18 protein-coding genes are annotated in these 19933 nt (G+C 70.6%); 5 read left to right on the top strand and 13 right to left on the bottom strand.

All coding sequences use genetic code 11. The annotated features are described in order from the left end of the window. Positions 1 to 11: 11 nt before the first annotated feature. A complete protein-coding gene (locus AC1Q7O_RS13865; protein ID WP_492660750.1) occupies positions 12 to 1523 on the bottom strand; it encodes an MFS transporter in 1512 nt (503 codons plus the stop codon). 212 nt (positions 1524 to 1735) lie between these two features. Between AC1Q7O_RS13865 and AC1Q7O_RS13860 the strand changes: the two genes are divergently transcribed. Beyond that, a complete protein-coding gene (locus AC1Q7O_RS13860; protein WP_492660749.1) occupies positions 1736 to 4003 on the top strand; it encodes a hypothetical protein in 2268 nt (755 codons plus the stop codon). Here AC1Q7O_RS13860 and pepQ read toward each other — a convergent pair. The 6 genes from pepQ to AC1Q7O_RS13830 all read right to left on the bottom strand — a co-directional run bounded on the left by pepQ (position 3993) and on the right by AC1Q7O_RS13830 (position 11666). Next, positions 3993 to 5312 (bottom strand): Xaa-Pro dipeptidase, encoded by a 1320-nt coding sequence (gene pepQ, locus AC1Q7O_RS13855; RefSeq protein ID WP_492660748.1) that lies wholly within the window; start codon positions 5310 to 5312, stop codon positions 3993 to 3995. The genes AC1Q7O_RS13860 and pepQ overlap by 11 nt on opposite strands. A gap of 10 nt (positions 5313 to 5322) precedes the next feature. Beyond that, on the bottom strand, positions 5323 to 5556 hold the full coding sequence (locus AC1Q7O_RS13850) for a DUF1161 domain-containing protein (RefSeq protein ID WP_492660747.1): 234 nt from the start codon (positions 5554 to 5556) through the stop codon (positions 5323 to 5325). A 62-nt stretch (positions 5557 to 5618) separates the two neighbouring features. After that, positions 5619 to 6671 (bottom strand): homocysteine S-methyltransferase family protein, encoded by a 1053-nt coding sequence (locus AC1Q7O_RS13845; protein WP_492660746.1) that lies wholly within the window; start codon positions 6669 to 6671, stop codon positions 5619 to 5621. Beyond that, entirely contained in the window at positions 6668 to 7741 is a 1074-nt protein-coding gene (locus AC1Q7O_RS13840; RefSeq protein ID WP_492660745.1) for a tartrate dehydrogenase, read from the bottom strand. Before AC1Q7O_RS13840 ends, AC1Q7O_RS13845 begins: the two co-directional genes overlap by 4 nt. 1 nt (position 7742) lies before the next feature. Then, positions 7743 to 8630 carry an alpha/beta fold hydrolase gene (locus AC1Q7O_RS13835; protein ID WP_492660744.1) on the bottom strand — a complete coding sequence of 296 codons (888 nt, stop codon included), beginning with the start codon at positions 8628 to 8630 and terminating at the stop codon, positions 7743 to 7745. Positions 8631 to 8645: 15 nt separating this feature from the next. Further along, on the bottom strand, positions 8646 to 11666 hold the full coding sequence (locus tag AC1Q7O_RS13830) for a hypothetical protein (protein ID WP_492662714.1): 3021 nt from the start codon (positions 11664 to 11666) through the stop codon (positions 8646 to 8648). 455 nt (positions 11667 to 12121) lie between these two features. Here AC1Q7O_RS13830 and AC1Q7O_RS13825 point away from each other — a divergent pair, with 455 nt between their 5' ends. From AC1Q7O_RS13825 to AC1Q7O_RS13815, 3 genes are all read left to right on the top strand, one after another. Then, the gene (locus tag AC1Q7O_RS13825; protein WP_492660742.1) at positions 12122 to 13708 is read left to right on the top strand and encodes an ABC transporter substrate-binding protein; all 1587 of its coding nucleotides are present in this window, start codon (positions 12122 to 12124) and stop codon (positions 13706 to 13708) included. Positions 13709 to 13850: 142 nt separating this feature from the next. Next, positions 13851 to 14750 carry a LysR family transcriptional regulator gene (locus AC1Q7O_RS13820; protein WP_492660741.1) on the top strand — a complete coding sequence of 300 codons (900 nt, stop codon included), beginning with the start codon at positions 13851 to 13853 and terminating at the stop codon, positions 14748 to 14750. Continuing rightward, positions 14750 to 15364, top strand: coding sequence for a M15 family metallopeptidase (locus AC1Q7O_RS13815; RefSeq protein ID WP_492660740.1), 615 nt, complete (start codon positions 14750 to 14752; stop codon positions 15362 to 15364). The genes AC1Q7O_RS13820 and AC1Q7O_RS13815 overlap by 1 nt, the downstream gene beginning before the upstream one ends. Here the strand turns inward: AC1Q7O_RS13815 and AC1Q7O_RS13810 are convergent. Further along, a complete protein-coding gene (locus tag AC1Q7O_RS13810) occupies positions 15336 to 15812 on the bottom strand; it encodes a GNAT family N-acetyltransferase (RefSeq protein WP_492660739.1) in 477 nt (158 codons plus the stop codon). The two genes, AC1Q7O_RS13815 and AC1Q7O_RS13810, sit on opposite strands and share 29 nt — an antisense overlap. Before the next feature lie 7 nt (positions 15813 to 15819). After that, complete coding sequence (locus AC1Q7O_RS13805; protein WP_492660738.1) at positions 15820 to 16782, bottom strand: helix-turn-helix transcriptional regulator; 963 nt, start codon at positions 16780 to 16782, stop codon at positions 15820 to 15822. Between the two features lie 71 nt (positions 16783 to 16853). Here AC1Q7O_RS13805 and AC1Q7O_RS13800 point away from each other — a divergent pair, with 71 nt between their 5' ends. Further along, on the top strand, positions 16854 to 16979 hold the full coding sequence (locus tag AC1Q7O_RS13800; protein ID WP_492660737.1) for a hypothetical protein: 126 nt from the start codon (positions 16854 to 16856) through the stop codon (positions 16977 to 16979). Positions 16980 to 16985: 6 nt separating this feature from the next. Here the strand turns inward: AC1Q7O_RS13800 and AC1Q7O_RS13795 are convergent, their stop codons facing one another. From AC1Q7O_RS13795 to AC1Q7O_RS13780, 4 genes are all read right to left on the bottom strand, one after another. Next, entirely contained in the window at positions 16986 to 17246 is a 261-nt protein-coding gene (locus AC1Q7O_RS13795) for a hypothetical protein (protein WP_492660736.1), read from the bottom strand. 13 nt (positions 17247 to 17259) lie between these two features. After that, the gene (locus AC1Q7O_RS13790; protein WP_492660735.1) at positions 17260 to 18735 is read right to left on the bottom strand and encodes a C13 family peptidase; all 1476 of its coding nucleotides are present in this window, start codon (positions 18733 to 18735) and stop codon (positions 17260 to 17262) included. Between the two features lie 73 nt (positions 18736 to 18808). Next, positions 18809 to 19045 (bottom strand): DUF1653 domain-containing protein, encoded by a 237-nt coding sequence (locus AC1Q7O_RS13785; RefSeq protein ID WP_492660734.1) that lies wholly within the window; start codon positions 19043 to 19045, stop codon positions 18809 to 18811. Between the two features lie 28 nt (positions 19046 to 19073). Beyond that, a complete protein-coding gene (locus AC1Q7O_RS13780; protein WP_492660733.1) occupies positions 19074 to 19886 on the bottom strand; it encodes a hypothetical protein in 813 nt (270 codons plus the stop codon). Between the last annotated feature and the right edge of the window lie 47 nt (positions 19887 to 19933).

The following is a 19933-nucleotide window of genomic DNA, read 5'->3' as shown; positions in this document are numbered from 1 at the left end:
GAGCGGTCTGCTCAGGCGCGCGCCTGCACCTGGCTTTCCTTGGGTGCCAGCTTGTTGTTGCCCCAGCACTGCTCGTACTTCCAGCCCGTCAGCTCCTCGGCCACGGCGCGGGCCTCGGGCGGCGCGTCGGCGATGCGGCCGCCGGCCTTGATGCGGGCGATCTCCTGCAGCAGCACCGCGTGGTTCTTGCGGTCCAGCTTCATCTGGTAGGTGTAGTAGATGCCGCCCAGGCCCAGGCCGATCACGCCCAGCGTGAACACGCCGATGATGGCGTGAACGGCGCTCTCCGGCTGCGCGGCCTGGCCGGACAGGAAGCCGAACTCGCCCAGCACCCAGCCCATCGCGAAGACGATGACCGAGCGCGTGATCTTGCCAGCGAAGGTCATGGCCCCGGCGTAGATGCCCTCACGGCGGCGGCCCGTCAGCACCTCGTCCACGTCGGCGAGGAAGGTGTAGACCGTCCAGGGGATGTAGTACACGCCGCCCGTGCCCAGGCCGAACACGGCCGTCACGGCGAACAGCGCGATGGCCGTGGTCTCGCGCGACCAGCCCAGGAAGAACAGCGCCGTGTACGCCAGCACGCTGCCGCACACCACCAGCAACGCGATGCGGTAGGGGCGCGCGAAGCCGAACTTGATGCAGAAACCGATGAACAGCATCGTCGAGATCAGCTGCATCACCGAGCTGAAACTGTTCAGATACCCCACCACCGATTTGTCCTGCCCCATGCAGAAGACGATGAAATAGGTGAATATCGACGCGAACAGCCATTCCGCACCAAACCCCAGCAGATACATGCCCAGGTGCTTGCGGAAAATCTTCAGGTGGAAGGTGGACAGCATGTCCGCGCCGAGTTTCTTCAGCGCCTGCACCAGGCTGCCGGCACGCTCCTGCACCACCTCGTGGGCGGGGCGCTCCCACGAGTTCAAGTACAGCGCCACCATCGCGCCGCACATGATGAGGGCGTAGATGATGCCCATCAGCAGGAACGGCGTGGCCGATTCCTTGCTGTAGACCAGGAACAGCTGGGCCGGGATGAACGCCGCCAGGAAGTTGGCCGCCTTGCCGAACATGGCCTTGGAGCCGGTCAGCTTGGAGCGCACCGCGAAATCGGTCGTCATCTCGGTGGCCAGGGTTTCATACGGCACCATGATCGAGGTGTAGACCAGCTCGAACAGCGCGTACATGCCCAGGTAATACCAGAAGCCGAAACCCTCCACCCACATCAGCGGATACAGCAGCACCAGCGGAATGCCGATCAGGATGAAAAACCGTCGCCGCCCGAATCTGCGGCCCAGCCGGGTGTTGTAGAAGTTGTCGCTGAGATACCCCATGACGGGGTTGCTGATGGCGTCCAGGATGCTCGCGACCGAGAAGATCGTGGCGGCCTCGACGACGGTCAGCCCGCAGAACGTCGTGTAGAAGTACAGCAGCCAGGCCCCGGCGATGGCCAGCGCGCCGCTGCCCAGCAGGTTCGCGCTGCCGTAGCTCAGCGTGTGCTTCATCGAGATCGGGTGGCTCATGGCTTGCTGTCTCCTGAAAAATGGAATGCAATTCCATTTTTTGCGGCCTATCGTTCCATCAATTATCCCATGTCCCGCCGACGGGCGACCTGCCGGGAACCCTGGCCCGGCGGTCGCCCGCCGCCGCCACCCGTTCCTCCGGGTAAACCGTATTTGTTCGACACACGAACAAATGGACGATGCCGGCACTTGAACAAGAAGACGCTGGAGACATGAACCCCTTCAAACCCCTGCTGGGCGCGCTGCTGGGCGCCCAGCTCGCGCTGGCCGCCACCACGCCGGCCGCTCCGCCGCCCGACGCGGCCTACGCCTGGAAGCCCGTCGCCATCGTCGGCGGCGGCTTCGTCAGCGGCTTCGCGCTGCACCCGGCCGTGCCGGGCCTGATGTACGCCCGCACCGACATGGGCGGCGCCTACCGCCGCGACACCGCCACCGGCACCTGGACGCCGCTGCTGGACGGGCTGGCGCTGAAGGACGTGAACCTGATGGGCGTGGAGAGCCTGGCGGTGGACCCGAACGAACCCGACGTGCTGCTCCTCGCCTGCGGCACCTACACGGTCGCCGGCGTGCCCAACGGCGCGCTGCTGCGCTCGGCGGACCGCGGCAAGACCTTCCAGCGCACCGCGCTGCCCTTCCCGCTGGGCGGCAACGAAGGCGGCCGCGGCAACGGCGAGCGGCTGGCCGTGGACCCCAACGACGGCCGCGTGCTCTACCTGGCCAGCCGCACCACGGGCCTGTGGCGCAGCACCGACGCCGGCCGCAGCCTGCAGCGCGTCGAAAGCTTCCCCGACGCCGCCTGGCAGCGCAACGCCAGCGACGGCCCGCGCCCCGGCTGGGGCGGCAGCGATGGCAAGGCGACGATCAACTTCGTGCTGTTCGACCCGGCCAGCGGCGCGCGCGGCCAGCCCAGCCGCACGGTCTACGCCGGCGTGTCCGTCGTCGGCCGGCCCGGCCTGTGGCGCAGCACGGACGCCGGCGCCAGCTGGCAGCCCGTGCCCGGCGCGCCCACGCAGCACCGCCCCATGCGCGCCGCGCTGGCGGGCGACGGGCGGCTCTACCTGGCCTTCGCCAGCGAACCCGGCCCGCACCGCATGAAGGACGGCAGCGTCTGGCGACTGGACCCGCGCACCGACACCTGGGCCGACATCACGCCCGCCCGCCCCGGCGCCGCCGACCCCTTCGGCTACGCCACCGTGGCCGTGGACCCGGCGCACCCGCAGCGCCTGCTCGCCAGCACCGCCGGCCGCGGCGCGGGCGACCAGCTGTTCCGCAGCACCGACGCCGGCGCCACGTGGACCGAGCTGTTCAAGACCGCGAGCTTCGACGCGTCCGCCGCGCCCTACGTGGCCGACACCCACCTGCACTGGCTCTACGACGTCCGCATCAACCCCGCCAACCCCGACCACGCGCTGTTCACCACCGGCTACGGCGGCTGGGAGACGCTGAACCTGACGGACGCCGACCGTGGCCGGCCGACGCGCTGGCAGGTCATGTCCCGCGGCATCGAGGAGACGGTCGCGCTGGCGCTGCACAGCCCGACGCAGGGCGTGCCGCTGGTGACGGCCATCGGCGACTACTCGGGCTTCGTGCACACCGACCTGGACCGGCCCGCCGCCGGCAACCCCAAGCCGCCCTTCTTCGGCAACATGCACGACGTGACCGGCGCCGAGGCCGCGCCCGAGGTGATCGTGCGCATCGGCAAGCCGCGCGACGGCCACAAGAACCTGGGCTACTCGCTCGACGGCGGCGCCACTTGGCGCGAGCCGGCGACCGTGCCCGATCCCAAATCCAGCGACGGCTTCGTCGCCGTGTCCGCCGACGGCCGCGCCTGGGTCTGGACGCCCAAGGGCGGCACGCCCCACGTCACCCACGACCGCGGCGCAACCTGGACGCCGGTGCAAGGCCTGCCGGCCGGCACCCGCGTCGTCGCCGATCGCGTGAACCCGCAGCGCTTCCACGCGATGGCGCTGTTCGACGACCGCCTGTTCAGCAGCCGCGACGCCGGCCTCACGTTCACGGCCCGCCCGCTGGCACTGCCGGACGGCCCCGCCACGCGCACCGCGGCGGGCAGCCACAACCAGAGCAACCGCGGCGACGACCGCGGCGGCCAGGACCGGCTCTATGCCGAGCCCGGCCGCGAGGGCGCGCTGTGGCTGGCCGCCTTCCACGGCCTGTACCGTGCCGGCGACGGCGGCGCGTTCCAGCGCCTGCCCGGCGTCAGCGAGATCCACGCCTTCGGCTTCGGCCGCGCGGCGCCGCGCAGCAAGGCCCCGGCGCTGTACCTCGTCGGCACCGTGGCCGGCCGCTACGGCCTGTTCCGCTCCACCGACTCAGCCACCAGCTGGCAGCGCATCAACGACGACGCGCACCAGTGGGGCCTGATCCTGCAGGTCAGCGGCGACCCCAAGGTGTTCGGCCGCGTCTACGTCGGCACGCACGGGCGCGGCGTGCTGTACGGCGATCCGGTCGTCAGGCCGTAGCCGCGAACGCGTCGCGCGTCAGGTTCTCGGGCGGCTCTCCAGCGGCGCGGCAGGCCACGTCGTCCTCGATGCGGATGCCGCCGTAGCGCGACAGCCGCTCCACGGCTGCCCAGTCCACCTGGGCCCCCTGCGGCGACTCGCGCAGCCGGCGCAGCAGCGTGGGGATGAAGTACAGCCCCGGCTCGATGGTGACCACCATGCCGGCCTGCAGCGGCCGCGTCAGACGCAGGTAGCGGTGGCCCTCGGGCTTGTCCGCCACGCCGCCTTCCTCGCTGGCCATGAAACCGCCCACGTCGTGCACCTGCAGGCCCAGCAGGTGGCCGATGCCGTGCGGGAAGAACGGCTTGGTGACGCCCTCGGCCACCATGGCCTCGTCGCTCATGCGCACGAGACCGGCCTCGCGCAGCACGCGGGCCACGCGGCGGTGCGTGCTGAGGTGGATGTCGCGGTAGTCCACGCCCTCGCGCACCTCGTCCACCAGCGCCAGCTGCTCGCGCTCCATCGCGGCCACCAGCGCGGCGAACTCGTCGTGGCCCGGCGCCACCCAGGTGCGCGTGATGTCGCTGGCATAGCCGTTGACCTGCGCGCCGGCGTCGATGAGGAAGCTGCGCGGCTCGGCCGGCGGGCGCTCGTCCTGGTACTGGTAGTGCAGCACCGCGGCGTGCTCGTTGAGGCCGATGATGTTGGTGTACGGCAGGTCGCGGTCGGTGTGGCCGGTGGCGACGAGGTAGGCGCGGTGGATGCCCGCCTCGCTGTCGCCACGCAGGAAGGCCACGCGTGCGGCCACATGGCCCGGCACCGCCCGGCGCTGGGCGGCGCGCATCTGGGCCAGCTCGTACAGAGACTTCACGCCGCGCGCCCAGTGCAGCAGGTTCAGCAGCGGCTCGGGGTTGTTGGGCACGAGGCCAGGCAGCCCCGCGTCCGCTTCACCGATGACGGCGGTGCGCGGCGTGACTAGGTCGGCCAGCGCCTTCGCGGCGTCCTCGGGCTCGCGGATGACGACCAGCTCGACCGCATCCACCCACTCGCCGCTGGGCGCCTCGGGCGGCACATGCCAGTAGTCGTCGGGCTGGTAGTAGACGACCCGCGGCTTGCTGCCCGGCCGCACGGCGATCCACGAATGCGGATGGTTCGTCAGCGGCAGCCAGTGCTTGAAGTGCGGGTTGGGCTGGAACAGGTAGGGCCGGTCATCGAGGAAGGCGTACTTCTCGATGCCCGCGGCGATCAGCAGCGCGTCGTGCCCGGTGCGTGCCAGCGCGCTTTCGGCCTGGCGCTGCAGCGTGGCGAGGTGGTCCCGGTACAGGCTCATGGCCGCCGGCTCACTTGCGCACGTAGGTCAGCTTCTTGGTGCCGCCGTCGCAGCTGCCGATGACCTTGGCGTCGCCCACCTTGTCGTTGTCGACGGCGGCGATCTCGTAGCCCTTCACACCCTTCTCGTCGAGCTTGGCGGCGATCTCGGCCTTCAGCTCCTCGCAGGGCTTGGGGGCGGCCTGGACGGTGGAGGTCAGCAGGGCGGCGGTGGCGGCGATCAGCAGCAGGGCGGGCTTGGTCATGGCGGTGGCGCAGAAGGCGAACAAGGGCGGATGAAGCCGCCATTCTGCGCGACCGCGGCCGCTCAGGCGGCGTCCAGCATCTGGCTGAAGAACTTGTCGCCGTGCACGCGCGGCTTGTAGGCCGACACGGCCTTGGCGATGGCCGCGATGTGGTCGGGCGTGGTGCCGCAGCAGCCGCCGGCGATGTTCAGGAAGCCGGCCTGCGCGAACTCGCCCACCAGCCGCGCGGTGACGTCCGGCGTCTCGTCGAAGCCGGTGTCGCTCATCGGGTTGGGCAGGCCGGCGTTGGGGTAGCAGCTGACCGCCACGTCGCCCGCCACCTTGGCCAGCTCCTCGATGTAGGGCCGCATCAGCGTGGCACCCAGCGCGCAGTTCAGGCCGATGGCGATGGGCCGCGCATGGCGCACCGAGTGCCAGAAGGCGGTGACCGTCTGGCCCGACAGGATGCGGCCGGACGCGTCCGTCACGGTGCCCGAGATGATGACGGGCAGGCGCTCGCCGGTGTCTTCCATCAGCTGGTCCACCGCGAAGATGGCGGCCTTGGCGTTCAGCGTGTCGAAGATGGTCTCGATGAGGAACACGTCGGCGCCCCCTTCGAGCAGCCCCTTGGCCTGCTCGTAGTAGGCGTCGCGCAGCGTGTCGAAGTCGATGTTGCGGGCGCCGGGGTCGTTCACGTCCGGGCTGATGGACGCGGTGCGCGGCGTGGGGCCGAGGGCGCCGGCCACGTAGCGGGGCTTGTCGGGCGTCGAGTACTTGTCGCAGGCGGCGCGGGCGATCTGCGCGGCGACGACGTTCATTTCGTAGGCCAGCTCGGGCAGGTCGTAATCCTCCTGCGCGACGGACGTGGCGCCGAAGGTGTTGGTCTCGATGAGGTCGGCGCCGGCGGCGAGGTACTGCTCATGGATCTCGCGGATGACGTCAGGACGCGTGAACAGCAGCAGCTCGTTGTTGCCCTTCAGGTCCTTGCCGTGGTCCTTGAAGCGCTCGCCGCGGTAGTCGGCCTCGCCGAGCTTGTAGCGCTGGATCATGGTGCCCATCGCGCCGTCGAGGACGGCGATGCGTTGCTGCAGCGAGGCGGGCAGGTCTTTGGCGCGGGTGTAGGCGATCGGCTTCATGCGGCGATTTTCGCAGCCTCGGCGATGGCCTCGCCCAGCTGGGTGCAAGAGGCGCTGCCGCCCAGGTCGCCCGTCTTCGGCGCGGCGGGGTCGGCCAGCACCGTCTCGATGGCCGCCATGACGGCGTCGTGCGCGGCGCGGTGGCCGAGGAAGTCCAGCATCATGGCGCCGGCCCAGATCTGGCCGATGGGGTTGGCGATGCCCTTCCCGGCGATGTCCGGCGCCGAGCCATGCACCGGCTCGAACAGGCTGGGCCACTCGCGCGTCGGGTTCAGGTTGGCCGACGGCGCGACGGCGATGGTGCCGGTGCAGGCGGGGCCGAGGTCGGACAGGATGTCGCCGAACAGGTTGCTGGCCACCACCACGTCGAAATGCTGCGGCCGCTGCACGAAGTGGGCGCACAGGATGTCGATGTGGAACTTGTCGACGGCCACGCCCGGGTACTGCGCGGCCATGGCCTCCACGCGCTCGTCCCAGTACGGCATCGTGATGGCGATGCCGTTGCTCTTGGTGGCCGACGTCAGCCGCGCGCGCGGGCGCGAAGCCGCCAGCTCGAACGCGAAGCGCAGCACGCGGTCCACGCCGACGCGGCTCATGACCGTCTCCTGCAGCACGATCTCGCGCTCGGTGCCGGCGTACATGCGGCCGCCGACGCTGGAGTACTCGCCCTCGGTGTTCTCGCGGACGATCCACATGTCGATGTCGCCGGGCTGGCGGCCGGCCAGCGGCGAGCGCACGCCGGGCAGCAGGCGGGCCGGGCGCAGGTTCACGTACTGGTCGAACTCGCGGCGGAACTTCAGCAGCGAGCCCCACAGCGACACGTGGTCGGGCATCGTGGCGGGCCAGCCGACGGCGCCGAAGAAGATGGCGTCGTGGCCGCCGATCTGCTCTTTCCAGTCGGGCGGCAGCATGTCGCCGTGCTGCTCGTAGTGGCGCGCGTGGGCGAAGTCGAACTCGTCGAAGCGCAACGGCAAGCCGAAGCGCTCGGCCACCACGCGCAGCACGCGCAGGCCCTCGGGCATGACCTCCTGGCCGATGCCGTCCCCGGCGATCACGGCAATCTTCTGCATGTCAGTCCTCGTTGAAGAAGGTGTGGGCCTCGGCCAGCACCGCGTCGGGCGCCTCCTCGGCGATGTAGTGGCCGCTGTCGACGGCACGGCCAGTCACGTCATCGGCCGCGGCCTGCCAGAGCGTCAGCGGCTCGAAGCAGCGGCCGACGACGCCGTTGCCGCCCCACAGCACGCGCAGCGGCTGCGTGACGCGGCGGCCGGCGGCGCGGTCGGCGCGATCATGGTCCAGGTCGATGCCGGCGCCGGCGCGGTAGTCACCGCAGATGCCGGCGGCGGAGCCCGGGCGGGCGATGCAGCGTTCGTACTCGGCCCAGGCCTCGGGCGCGAAGAACGCGCCGCCACGGCGACCCATGCCGTCACGCAGATAGGCGAGCGGGTCGGCCTCGATGAGGCGCTCCGGCAGCGGCGCAGGCTGGATCAGGAAGAACCAGTGCCAGTAGGCCCGCGCGAAGGCCTCGGTCGTGCCCTCGTACATGGCCAGCGTGGGCGCGATGTCCAGCAGCATCAGCCGCGTGACGGCGGCGGGATGGTCCAGCGCCAGCCGGTGCGCCACGCGCGCGCCGCGGTCGTGCGCCAGCACGGCAAAGCGTTCGTGGCCCAGCGAGCGCATCAACGCCACCGCGTCCAGCGCCATCTCGCGCTTGGCGTAGGCCGCGCTGCCCTCGCCGGCCGGCGGGCGGCTGCTGTCGCCATAGCCGCGCAGGTCCATCAGCACGACGCGCCGCGTCTGCGCCAGCACCGGCGCGACGCGGTGCCACATCGCCATCGTCTGTGGGTGGCCGTGCAGCAGCAGCAGGGGCAGCCGGGCAGCATCCGACGGGCCGCCCTGGCGGGCAAACAGCGCGACGCCGTCGCGCTGGAAGGTGAGGGAGGAGAAACCGGTCCACATCGTGGACCGATTCTGTCAGGCGGTCCGCAGGAAGTAGAGGTTCGCGCTGCCCCGGGCCAGCAGCACGAAGCCGCGCAGCGCCGGGAAGTAGCGGAAGCGGTTGTGCACGCCGCCGCCCGGGTTGGCCGCCACCTTGACGCTGCTGCTGCCCAGCGTGAGCACGCTGATGTCCCAGACCGTCGTGTTGTTGGGCTTGACCATGTAGACCCGGCCCGCCGCCGCCTCCTGGCCGCTGTAGAACAGGAAGCAGTCGTTGACGGTGTCGTAGTCCATGCCGGCGTAGCTCGGCTTCTCGGCCAGGAACAGGTCCAGCCCGCTGCTGGCATTGAACTTGACCGTCTTCTGCACGCCGTCGGCCACGGTGACGACGCTCGCCTGCAAGGCCGCGTTGCCGTAGCCCTGACCGTCACCGTACTGCAGGCAGAACATCTGGTGGCGACGCGCGTCGTAGGCCATGGGCCAGCGCACCTGGTCGCCGTTGGATGACGTGGCCAGCGAGGTCCACTTCTGCGTGGTCGGGGACCACTTCGTCAGCCCCGTGCCGATGACGTCTCCGGTGGCGCGGATCTGCGCCGCGCCGTAGCCGCCCGGCATGTCGGGCCATGTGCCGGCCGCGTCCCAGGTGTTGGTATCCAGGTTGAAGCCGTCGACCTTGGCGAAGTCCCAGGCGGCGCCGTACACGGAGCGGGCGCCGAACATCATGAGCCGGTTGACCTGCGGCACGAAGTGCAGCGAGCTGTTGGTGTGGCGCGAGCTAGGCTTACCGTCCGCGTAGTAGGCGACGTTCTGCGCCGGCGCCGCGCTGGCGGCCATGCGCGTGACCCAGGTGGGCGCGTCGGCCATCAGGTTGAGGGAGACGACCCGGTTGTCGGAGGAATCCAGGTGGCCGCCCGCGCAGGCGATGAGCAGCTCGCTGTACAACTCGTTGACCGCCATGCCGCTGAAGGCATCGATGGCAGCACCGCCCGCCCCCGCGGTGCCGGGGATCTCGAACCACTCGTTCAGCGCCTTGCCGGACATCCAGGCCGGCGAGATCTGCGACGGCACGACCGACCACACCGGCCAGGTGTCGAAGCCCTGCCGCGTCTTGTAGAAGTTGGAGGCCTGCAGCAGGCGCAGATAGGCCGTCGCCGCGCCGCTCACGCCGTGGCGCAGGGCATAGGCCATCGCCGTCATCAGGTTGCCGCGGTAGGCACGCTCCTCGCCCTTGTCGGGCGCCAGCACGCCCTCGGTGCTGCCGAACCAGTCCGGCACGGTTGTGTAGCTCGTCTTGTAGACCGTCGCGTCATTCGGGTACCAGGGCCCCTTGCCGCCTTCGTAGTCGGGGCCGCCGACCGGCGAGATGCCGATGGTGTACGGCGTCGCATTGACGTACCAGAAGCCGTCTTTCGGACCCAATCGCATGATGGAGCTGCGCACCTTCCAGCGGAAGAACGCGTCCAGCTTGGCCGCGGAGGCCGCGGCGATGGGCAGGCCCAGGCAGGCGGAATAGCCGACAGCGGCGTTGACGAAGTCTTGCTGCCAGGGGGCACCGAAGCCGTAGTCATAGCTCTCGCCCGGCTGGATCCAGCCGAACGGATTGTTCGGCTGCGCCACGTAGACGGCATGGAAGTAGGCGATGTTGGCCTCGACGGAGGCCAGGAACTCCTTGCGCAGCGCGGTGTCGCTGTCCGCCGTGACCGTCAGCGCCTGCACCAGCGTGCGCCACTGCCAGGCGCAGGCGCGGGTCTGCCACGCGCCGAAGCAGGCCTTGACGAGGTTCTTGGACCCGTCGCGCAGCACCGGGTGGTCGCCCTTGCTGAGGAAGTCCAGCGTCGCGGCGAACTGCACCTGCTCCATGAAGTACCAGCGCCCCGTGAGCAGGTAAGCGAGGTAACCCACGGACGGACTGTGTGCGCAGTCCCACTTGAGCGACATGGTGCCGCCGGGCTTGGGCGTGTAGCTGCTTTTGGTGGAGCTGCCGAGGTCACTGACCCGGCTGTCCTGGTGCAACGTCAGGTTGGGATAGTCGGCGAAGCGCGGCGGCCGCTGCGTCTTCTCGTCGCGGTAGTGCAGCGGGTAGCGGCCGGCCGCGTAGCCGTTGCGCAGCACGGCGCCGTAGGTGGCGGTGCTGTCGCAGGTCAGGTAGAGGACATCGTGCTGCGGCAGCAACCCGATGGGCTCCTGGTAACCCGTACTGGGCATCGCATCGCCGTCGTACGTGAAGTTGGCCTGGATCAGCGGCGAATAGGCGGACACCAGCCCCAGCGCGGCGGGTCCGTTCGCCGCGACGCGGGCGCTGTAGGTCGGCACCAGCTCCGTGGCCTGCAGGTACGTCACGTCGTGGCGCGGTGTCACGCCGGGGTCGTCCCCCAGCCAGTACGACAGCGCCTCGCCCTTGATCAGCGGCGTGCGGCAGTGGTGCGGCAGGTCAAAGGCCGACGAGAAGCGCTCCGTCGTGCCGAGCTTGAAGGTGTAGGTGGCCGACTTGCTGGTCGGCCCGGCCACCATCAGGTAGCCGTTCTCCACCCACGGCAGCACCTCCACGGCGCCGCCGGCGAACAGCCGCACTTCCAGCCAGGCGACGAGGTGGGCGTCGCTGCCGAAAGGCTTGCGGAAGATCCACGACGACATCTGCGACCCGCTCGCCCACGTGGTGTGCGGCGCGTCCCAGTCGGCAGCACCGAAGCTGGCAGAGCCCAGCGAACCCGCACCGAACTCGGCGGTGACGCCGGTCTTCTTCAGGTCGGCCAGGGTCAGCGCCGCGCCGACCGCAGCCGGTGAGTCGGTGCGGTGAAGCCGAACGACCTGCAGCGTGTTGGCCGTCACATCGGCCAGGCCGGCGAGCTGGGCGAACTTCAACGACCCATCGGGCCAGGTCGACCGTGAAATGACCTGCAGGCCCGCAAGCGTGGAGCCCACGCCGCTGCCGGCCGGGATATCGCCGCGCCGGAACGCGAAGCCCATTGCGAACGGGGCCTTGCTGACCGTCTTGCTCGCCAGCAACGTGAACTGCATGGCGCCGGCAAAGATGCCCAGCGATGCACCAGCCGCCACCGGCGCCGGCGGCGGGGGGGGAGGCGGCGGGGGCGGAGGAGGAGGCGGCGGGGGGGGCGGAGGAGGCGGCGGGGGCGCCGCGGTGGCATCCGCGCCTGGCGAAGGATTGGTTGCGGTCGGCTGGGTCAGGCTCTCGGAGCCGCCACCGCAACCCACCAGGGGCAGACCACCACCCACAGTAGCGGAGTACTGGAGGAATCGGCGGCGTTGAGCATCTGTCATGACAAAGCAATCCTTTGCAACGCAGGTCATGCGTCGCGGCACTGCAATCGGGAGGGAATGGCCCGGATTCTGGTGGCTGGCGCCACGCCCTTCGTGGCCAAACGTTACAAAGCGGCAGCTTGCGGGCGGTATAAGTTTGCGTTATGCCGACGAACCGCAACGGTCCTTGCCCTGCCCCAGCCGGCTCGCAGAATGCCAACTGTTCCGCGCCGAGGCGCGCCATGATTTCTCCGATGATGAAGCCTCTCCGCCCCCTCCTGCTCGCCGCCCTTGCCGGGCTGGTCGCCCCTGCTGCCCTCGCCCAGGGCAAGCCCCTCGTCTACTGCGCCGACGCCAGCCCTGAGGGTTTCGACCCCGGCCTGTGGGACGGCGCCAGCACCAACATCGTCAACTCGCAGATGTTCGACGGGCTGCTGGGCTTCAAGCGCCCGAGCACCGAACTGGTACCCAAGCTGGCCACGAGCTGGGAGATTTCGCCGGACGCGAAGAGTTTCACCTTCAAGCTGCGCGAAGGGGTGAAGTTCCACACCACGCCGTGGTTCAAGCCCACGCGCAACCTGAACGCCGACGACGTGATCTTCACGTTCCAGCGCTTCATCGATCCAAACCACCCCTTCAACAAGGCTTTTGCAGCCAACTTCGTCTATCCGCAGAACCTGGGTCTGGCCAAGCTGATCGAAGGCATCGATCGTGTCGACGACCGTACGGTTCGTTTCAGGCTGCGTCAGCCGAATGTGACTTTCGTCGCAAACTTCGCGTTCGCCTGGGCCGGCATCCATTCCGCCGAGTACGGCGCGCAACTGCTGAAGGCAGGCAAGGCCAGCCAGATCAACGTGCAGCCGGTGGGCACCGGGCCGTTCATGTTCAAGAGCTACGCCAAGGACGACGTGCTGCGCATGACGGCCAACCCCGACTACTGGGGCGGCAAGCAGCCCACGCCCATGCTGGTGTTCAGCATCAGCCGCGAGCCCAACGTGCGGGTGCAGAAGATCGCCGCCGGCGAGTGCCATGTGACGGCGGCGCTGCGCGACGTCGACATCGCCTCGCTGGCCGGCAACCCCAACATCAGCATCGAGAAGATCCAGGCACTGAACATCTCCTACCTGGGCTTCAACCTGAAGAAGCCGCCCACCGACAAGCGCGAGGTGCGCGAGGCGCTGGACATCGCCATCGACCGCGATGCCATCTTCAAGGCGCTGTTCCCGCGCGGCGACGCGATGCAGGCCGTCAGCGCCTTCCCGCCCGCCATCCCCGGCTACAACAAGAAGCTGAAGAACGAGTTCGACCCCGCCCGGGCGAAGGCGCTGCTGGCCAAGGCCGGCTTTCCCAACGGCTTCGAGCTCGACCTGTGGGCGTTGCCGGTGCAGCGGCCGACCAACCCCAACGGCCAGCTGATGGCGCAGCTCATCCAGCAGGACTGGGCCAAGATCGGCGTCAAGGCCAGCATCAAGACCTACGAGTGGGGCGAGTACCTCAAGCGCGCCAACAACGGCGAGCACAACGTCTACATGAGCGGCTGGAGCGGCGAGACCGGCGATGCCGATGACTTCCTGACGCCCAACCTCAGCTGCGCGGCCAACAAGACCGGCATCAAGTTCTGCAACGCCGAGTTCGAGAAGCTCATCGACGACGCCCGCGCCACGCCCGACGCCACCAAGCGCAACGCGATGTACGAGAAAGCGCAGGAGATCTTCAAGCGCGAACGGCCATGGATCACGATGGCGCACTCCACCGTCTACATCCCGATCCGCAAGGACGTGGTGGGCTTCAAGATGGCGCCCAACGGGTCCGTGGACTTCGAAGGCGTCTACAGGAAATGATCGTCAGGGCCGTCGTGAACTCATGGGCCGAGCGCCGGGCCGCCCCAAGCCGGCCCTCACGGCTGGCAGCCGGGCTCCTGGCCCGGCAGTCGGCCGGCCCCCTCGGGGGGCGGACCAGCGTTTGCGCTGGGCCGGGGGCGCCATGCGCTTAAGACATATCGAAGTCTTCCACGCCATCATGCAGGCCGGCACCATCAGCGGCGCCGCGCAGCTGCTGCACATCTCGCAGCCGGCCGTCACCAAGGTGCTGCAGCACTGCGAGCTGCAGCTGGGCATGGCGCTGTTCGACCGCGTGCGCGGCAAGCTCTACCCCACGCCCGAGGCGCAGCGGCTGTTCGTCGAGATCGACAAGCTCAACCGCGACCTCGTCGGCATCCGCCGCCTGGCCGCCAACCTGAAGAGCGGCGAGACCGAGCAGGTGCGGCTGGTGGCCACACCGGCGCTGGCCACGGCCATCGTGCCGGCCGCGATGACGCCCTGGTGCAAGGCCTTCCCGCAGGCCAACTGTTCGCTGGCCACGCACCACACGCGCGAGATCGTGTCGGCGCTGCTGCTGGGCGAGGCCGACCTGGCGCTGTCGCTGCAGGACCCGCGCCACCCCGGCATCAAGGCCGAGGTCATTGCCAGCGGTGCGATGGTGGCGCTGTGCCCGCTGGCCAGCCCCGAGGCGCGCGGCGACGGGCCGCTGGACCTGGCCGACATCCGCACCGAGATCGTCGGCCTGCACAGCGACGACCCGCTCGCTGGCCTGCTGCACCATGCCGGCGAGGCGCTGGGCCAGACGCTGGCCAGCCGCATCACCGTGCAGACCTACCAGCTCGCCCGCGCGCTGGTGGAGGCCGGCGTGGGCATGACGCTGGTGGACCCGTTCACCGCCGCCAGCGCCGACACCGCCAAGGTGCGCGTGCGCGCGCTGGCGCCGCAGGTCAGCGTCAACCTCTACCTGCTCAGCGCCGCCAGCGCGCCGCTGGGCCAGGCCTCGCGCCGGCTGGTGAAGTTCATCACCGCCGCCGCCCACGAACACCTCTCCCGCCTGCCCTGATGGCCGACCCCGTCCGCATCGAAGACATCGCCAGCCACCCGCATTTCCGCCGGCTGGACACGCTGCGCCACGGCATCGCCGTGGACCTGCGCTACGCCACGGCCGACAACTTCGTCGGCCACCCCGTCTATGCCGGCATCGACTGCCACTGGCTGCGCCGCGAGGCCGCCGACGCGCTGGAACACGCTGCCGCCTGGCTGCACGCGCGCCGCCCTGGCTGGCGGCTGCTGGTGCTGGACGCGCTGCGCCCGCAGCGTGTGCAGCAGCGCCTGTGGGACGAGCTGCAGGGCACGCCGCTGACGATGTACCTGGCCCCGCCCGAGCGCGGCTCCATCCACAGCTTCGGCATGGCCGTGGACCTGACGCTGCTGGACCCGCAGGGCCGCGAGGTCGACATGGGCAGCGGCTTCGACGAGATGACGCTCACCTCCCACCCCGACCACGAGGCCGAGCACCTGGCGCTGGGCCTGCTGTCCGCGCAGCAGCTCACCGAGCGTGGCTGGCTGCGCGCGGCGATGCGCGAAGCCGGCTTTCACGGCATTGCCACCGAGTGGTGGCATTTCGACTACGGCGACCGCGTGGCGGTCAGGCGCGACCTGCCGCGGGTGCTGTGAGCAGCCGCTTCTCCATGAACACGCTCAGCGGGTCGTCCGCGTAGCCGCCGAACGGGCCGCAGCGCTCGAAGCCGCAGGCGGCGTACAGTCCCAGCGCCTCGGGCTGGTAAGGCCCCGTCTCCAGCCGCAGCACGGCACAGCCGCGCTGGCGAGCCTGCTGCTCCAGCAGCGTCACCAGCCGCTGCGCCACGCGCTGCCCCCGGGCCACCGGGCTGACGAACATGCGCTTGAGCTCGCCGCCGCCCTCCTCCAGCACGACAGCGCCGCAGCCCACCGCCTGCCCGCCCGCGTCGCGCGCGACGGCGAACAGCACATGCGGCTGCACCAGCACGCTCAGGTCCAGCGCGTAGCGGGCCTCGGGCGGGTACAGCGAGTCCTGGTAGGCGTCCAGCTCGGTGATGAGGGCGATGACGTCGGGCTGATCGGGCGATTCGAGGGCGATGTGCATGGGGTGACTATGCCCTGTGCTGCCGCGCCAGCCGGGCCGCCCACGCGGCCACCTGCGCGCGTAGCTCGGGCGGCTCCAGCGCCTGGGCCTCGGGCGCCAGCGACAGCACCAGCCGCGCCGCCTGGGCCACGCTTTCGATGGGCAGCCGCACGCGAGCCAGGCCCTGCGCGTCCACCGCCGCGGCGGCCACGGCCTGCGCCGCATAGCGGCCCTGCTCGGCCAGCCGGCGCCGGCCTTCGGCCGTGAGCTGCAGCGTCGCCACGCCCGGCCGCAGCTCGCGCTCGAAACGCTGCAGCGAGGCCTGCCACCACGTCGCCAGCTCGAAGTCATCGGGCCGCTCGAAGGTCTCATCGCCCACGGCCAGCGACTGCACGTTGGCGACCTTCAGCGTCATGGTGCGCGCGCCCGACCTGACGACGGCATACCAGGCGCCGCCCTTCAGCACCAGCCCGAGCGGCTGCGCGCGCCAGTGGCGCTCGCCCTTCCAGCTCAGGTAGACCAGCTCGACGACGTGGCACTCCAGCACCGCCTGCGCCAGCGCCGGCAGATGCGCGGCCGGCTCGCCGCCCTGGTACCAGTCCAGCGGGTCCACGTGCAGCCGCGCCTGCAGCCGGCCGGCCAGCGCGGCCGTGTCGCCTGGCAGCGCCGACTGCAGCTTCACGCGCAGCCGCTGCGACGCGCTGCCCAGCCCCAGCTCGCTGGCCGCGCCCGGCAGGCCCAGCAGCGGCAGCGCCTGCGCCTCGTCGCCCAGCAGGCCGTTGAGCCGCGTCGCGAATGCCCCCTCGCGCAGCCGGAAGCCACCGCCCCGCCCGCGCTCGGCATAGACCGGCACGCCGGCAGCCGACAGCTCGTCGATGTCGCGCAGGATGGTGCGCACCGACACCTCGAACTCGCGCGCCAGCGCCGGCGCCGTGACCTGCGGGCGCAGCTGCAGCAGGATCAGGATGGACAGCAGTCGGCTCGCTCGCATGGCGCCAGTGTGCCCAGAAAAACCTGACGCAGCCTGTCAGCTTTGAAGCCGCCGCCGAAGACGGCAAGCCGGTGCTCTACCGCAGCGTGTGGGACCGCATCACGCCCACGTCGTGCCGCTGGCAGCAGGGCGTGTCGCGCGATGGCGGCAAGACCTGGGCGCTGGACTGGGCCATGGACTGGACGCGTGTCGTGTGAGCCGGGCTAGTTCAATGCGATCAGACCGGCGACCAGCGCGACGTAGAAGACGAGCCCGATCAGCAGCAGCCCTGTTCGCGTGACGACCCGATGGCCGTCTCGCTTGAAGGAGAGCGCACCGGCCATGGCGTGCACTTTTGCTTCTTCGCCGCTCAGCAGCTCGCCTCGCCAGCGACCAACCGTGGCGAGGGAAACGACCACACGACCGGTAGAGATGAGCAGCAGTTCGACGAACAGCCACACCACAAAGCCGAGAAATTCATCCAAGCTTCGCTCTCCGTCAGTGATTCTTCAGCTCGAGTTCCAGCCGCTTCAGCACCGGCTCGATGCCCGCACCCAGGCTGATCTGCGGGTTGGAGTAGCCGTCCTTCTTGCCGGCTTCCTTCTCGCGCTGGTCGATGACGAGGCGCGCGGCGGCATGCGCCTCGGTGAAGGACCAGGTCTTGCGCAGTTCTTCGTCGTACATCGCGCGGCCGAAGAAGGTCAGCTCGGAGCGCTTGCCGCAGCCGTAGGACGTGTGCTCGGCGTCGGCCGCCGTCATCACCAGCGTGCCGTCGCCGGCCAGCGGCGCGATCCAGCTGCCCGAGTAGCAGGCCGACACCGAGATCACGCGCCAGCGCACACCGGCCTCGTCCAGCCAGCGCTTGAGCAGTTCGGGCGTCATCTCCTCGGTCTTCAGCGGCCAGGTGTCGGTGGCGAGCTTGCCGTCGGCGCCGCCGTGGGACGTGAGGTGCAGGAACAGCACGTCGCGGTCGCGGTTCATCACGGCGGCCAGGCGGGCGATGGTGGCCCGCAGGTTGGCCGGCGTGCCCCAGGGCAGCGTGTCGCTGGTGGCGCGGTTGGCCACCAGCTCCACCAGCCGGCCGTCGGCGCCGAAGCGCTCGCGCATCGTCCGCGCCACCACGGCGCTCTCGCGCATGAAGACGTCTTCCGACGCATTGGGCGCGTAGGTCGCCGCGTAGAGGTTGACGCGCCCCGACTGCGGCGGCCGCACCGCCTGCAAGGCGTCGTCCAGCAGGCGGGCCTGCCGGGCGATGCTGTCGTCGGTCAGCGGCAAGCCGGTCTCGGGCTCGGTATCCGCCGCGGCCTCGGCGCTGGCCGCGGGCGGCGTCCACCAGAACACCGGCGGCGCCAGCCAGCCGTTCAGCAGCAGCGGCACCGGCACCAGCAGCACCGCGGCCGCACACGCCAGCGCCGAACCGGCGGCCCGCCACAGCAGCACGAGCTGGGCCAGGCCCATCCAGCACAACGGCAGCAGCCAGACGGTCATCTGCAGGCCCAGCGCCCAGCTGTCGAACGGCCCCATGACGGCCTGCAGGGCCACGATCAAGCCGATGCTGATGGGCAGCATGACCAGCCCGGCGCTGGCCCCCAGCGCGAACAGCGTCGCCGCCGCGGCGACGGTGCCGGAGCGGGCCACCACCCAGCACAGCCAGGCGTTGATGGCGATGCCGGCCCAACCCGCCAGGAAGCCCCGCCAGACCAGCAGCGGCGCCCCCTCCATCAGCGCCCGCTGGGCGCCGAAGTTCAGCAGATAGCCGGCCACGACCAGCACGGCAACCGTCACCGGCCCGGCCGGCCGTGAGGGCCAGCACGGCGCACGGAATGCCAGCACTCGCGCGCCGTCACCCAACCAGGTGCGGACCGCGCCGCCCGCCGCGGCCATCACATCGCGCACATCGGGCGGCGCCCGAGGCGGCGCGGGCGGATGCGGCAGCTCCGGCACGGCGGCCGGCAACAGGGGTTCGTCAGACATGCCCGCACTATGCAGCCATGGCTCTGGGCGGCCGGGTGGCAAGAATCACCGCCCCGCCGGCGGGACAGGCCGCTCAGCCGACGCGGGCGAAGCGCGGCCGCTCGACGCCGTCGACGACCACCGTGCCGGTGAACATCGCGTGCGGCCGCACCCACCAGCCGCTGTCGTTGTACAGGGGCCGGTACACCACCACGGCCTCCAGCGTCTCGCTGTGGCGGGCGGTGGCGAGCACCTCGTACTCGCCGCCCTTGTAATGGCGGTAGCGGCCGGGGGCGATGGCGGGCAGCGGGGGCAGGTCGTCGTCACTCATCCGCGCATTGGACCAGCCCGCCGCAGGTTCAGGGCGGCAGGCGGCAGGCGCCGTCGGCACGGCTGGCGGCCGACTGCCGGCACAGCTCGCGCCACAGCCGCTGGACGAAGCCGCCGGCGCCCCCGGCGAACGCCGGCAGAGCCCCCACATGCAGGCGCCGGCGCTCGACGACGGGACCGAAGCGCTCGATCTGGCGGGCCAGCGCGGCGTCCTGGCGCAGCCGCTCGTCCAGGTAGTAGCTGTGCACCAGCAGCAGCGGCGTGCGCCCGGCCAGCAGCTTCTGCAGCGCGCTCTCGTGGTTGGGGGCGGGCTCCACCGGCCAGCCGCGCTCACGCGCCAGGGCCTCGGCACGGCTGCCTGCGGTGACGCCCACGCGCGCCTGCTGCGGCAGCGCGGGTGCCTCCTGCCCGGGCTCCTGCCGGGCCACGAGGCCGCGGCGCGAATACAGCGCGTAGTCCACCTGGCCCAGACTGAGGTCGAACTCACGGCGCGGGCCCGCCGGCGGCAGCACCAGCAACGCCGCCAGCGGCCCGCCCTCGCCCACGCCGGCCACCAGGTCCAGCTGGCCCGACTCGATCATGCTGCGCACGCGCCGCGCCGGCAGCCGCAGCAGCTCGGCGCGCTCCAGGCAGCCCAGGCGGCGCAGCGCTGCCCGCACCCAGTCGACCAGCAGGCCCGGCGGCGCCTCGAACTCGTCGCCCTGGCCGCGCAGGAAGGGTTCCGCCGGCGTGTCGGGGAAGGCGACGCGCAGGCGCTGGGGGCAGGTCTGCGCCTGGGCCGCAACGACGGCCCCCAGCGCCGCCAGGGCGCACACAATGCCGCGCAAGGTCGTCCACTTCACGCGGCCCAGTATGCGGTTGCCCCCTCATTCCCGATCCAGCATGACCG

The organism is Roseateles sp. GW823-FHT07B05 (genome assembly GCF_058794515.1).
This window is presented reverse-complemented; position numbering and strand designations above follow the sequence as displayed.